This is a genomic window from Arthrobacter sp. Y3225116 (assembly GCF_059091245.1).
This window is the reverse complement of record NZ_JBNHGL010000396.1, coordinates 1-1,682: the sequence shown is the minus strand read 5'-3', so window position 1 is coordinate 1,682 and position 1,682 is coordinate 1. Positions and strand designations below refer to the sequence as shown.

Annotated in this window: 2 protein-coding genes and 1 pseudogene; all 3 read right to left on the bottom strand. The window is 71.2% G+C overall.

Features of this window, described 5'->3' with window-relative positions:
* A partial coding sequence (locus AC5RV2_RS17735) for a DUF6177 family protein (RefSeq protein WP_494093421.1) occupies positions 1 to 789 on the bottom strand: 789 nt, incomplete at its 3' end.
* Between the two features lie 2 nt (positions 790 to 791).
* Positions 792 to 1,223: a hypothetical protein gene (locus tag AC5RV2_RS17730; RefSeq protein ID WP_494093420.1), complete on the bottom strand. Its 432-nt coding sequence runs from the start codon at positions 1,221 to 1,223 to the stop codon at positions 792 to 794.
* Positions 1,216 to 1,682, bottom strand: a pseudogene (locus AC5RV2_RS17725) (type VII secretion protein EccC); the annotation flags it as partial. The gene AC5RV2_RS17730 and the pseudogene AC5RV2_RS17725, both read right to left, overlap by 8 nt.

The window sequence follows — 1,682 nt, the reverse complement described above, 5'->3', positions numbered from 1 at the left end:
TGTGATCTTCAGATCGAAGCGCGCGGGGAAGGCCAGCCGGTCCAGCAGCATGGTGTGCCCGGCCATCGCGGTGCGGGCGTGGGCGCGGTGCATGGCCGAACCGAAGGAGGCCAGCTCGTCGTCGCTGAGCGGGTCCACCGATTCGCAGAACAGCTCCACCGACTCGTGCACACCCGTCGACGAGCGCGTCACGCTGAGCACGCCGATGGACGGCACCTCCGTGCCGGGGCGGGGACGGCCGACCACGACGATGTTGCCGGTCATCGGCGCGAGACGGAAGCAGTAGTCGGTGAGGTCGGCAACGTCCCACGGTTCGCTGACCGGCTCGTGGATGCCCCAGCCCACCGGCCCGGCCCCGGTCAACTCGGTGAACAGCGCGGCGGTGAAGTCGCCGATGCGGGTAGATGCGCTGGCCGGATGCAGGATCTCGCCGCGGGCCTGGATCACGCCGTCGGATCCGGCCGGCGCCTGGAGGTAGTCCGGTGCCAACTGTTCCTCGGCGGCGAAGACGTCCCCGCCCCAGCGGTACTGCTGGCCAGTGAAGCCGTTGTAGAACGTGCCGTCCGCGGCGCTGGCCATCCAGATGCAGCCCTCGCGCTGCAGCAGCTGGTACAGCGGCAGCGTCAGCTTGCCGGTGCTGGGCGTCATCACCACGAACTGGCGCTCCGACGCGCGGGCGGCCACATACGCGCGGGTGAGGGCGGGGGAGAGGAACGCCAGCGGCTTGTCCTGGAAGACGACGGCGGTTCGTTCGGTGTGGAAATCGAAGGCGGAGGCGTGCATGCCCATCCCTATTCTCCGGAGCCGGGCGGTTGGTGGGCGACGACGGCGCCGCGGCACCGCACGGCGATGTTCTGCGCCACCCGGTAGCCGAGCGAGTCGCCGTCGGGGATGCCGTTGCGGACGGTGATCTCCTGCCACCACAGGTCCTGGTGCTCCGGCTCGGCGAAGTCCGGGTCGTCGGAGAAGATCAACGGGATCGGGGTGCCCTCGATCGCGGTCACGGCGGCGCCGGCGAGCAGCCGGGACACCTCGCCGGGAACCCGGACCAGGCGCGGCAGCTCGACGGCCAGCAGGGTGGTGCCGTTGCCGTCCTCGACTTCCAGCAGGGCGTTGCCGGCGGCCTCGCGGACGTACTCCTGCGGCACCACGGCCAGCAGCGAAACCATGACCACGTCCTGGTCCGGCTCATCGAGCGCGACGACGGTGACGGTGTTAGACATTGGCGGTCGCCTCCAGCGGGGTCCACAGGGTCTGTACGGTCTGCACGGGGCCGCCGGAGCGGACCAGCAGGCCGCGCCCGGGCGGTAGCCGGCGGGCGCGCACGTTGTTGAGCAGGCCGCCTTCGGAGCGGTCGCCGGAGAGGATCAGGCCGGTGCTGCCGGAGTCCCGCAGCGCGGCGAAGAACTGTTCGTACATGCCGCGGCCGGCCCCGCGCACCCGGCGGGTGAGGATCACGTTCAGCTGCAGTTCCGGGCCCATCGGCAGGTATTCGATCAGCGAGCGGAGCGGGCCGGCGCCGCCGGCCGTGAGGATGTCGTAGTCATCGGCCAGCAGGACGATCCGCGGGATGCTGTCCGCCTCGCCGATGCTGTCCTGCATCGCGTCGCCGCCGGCGGTCCGCTTGGCCAGTTCCGAGGCGATCGCGTTGGCCAGCGGCTCGGCCTGGGCGGCGCTCGGCG

Coding starts and splice junctions, on each gene's coding strand:
- AC5RV2_RS17730 (WP_494093420.1), bottom strand. CDS start 1,223: ATGTCTAACACCGTCACCGTCGTCGCGCTCGATGAGCCGGACCAGGAC.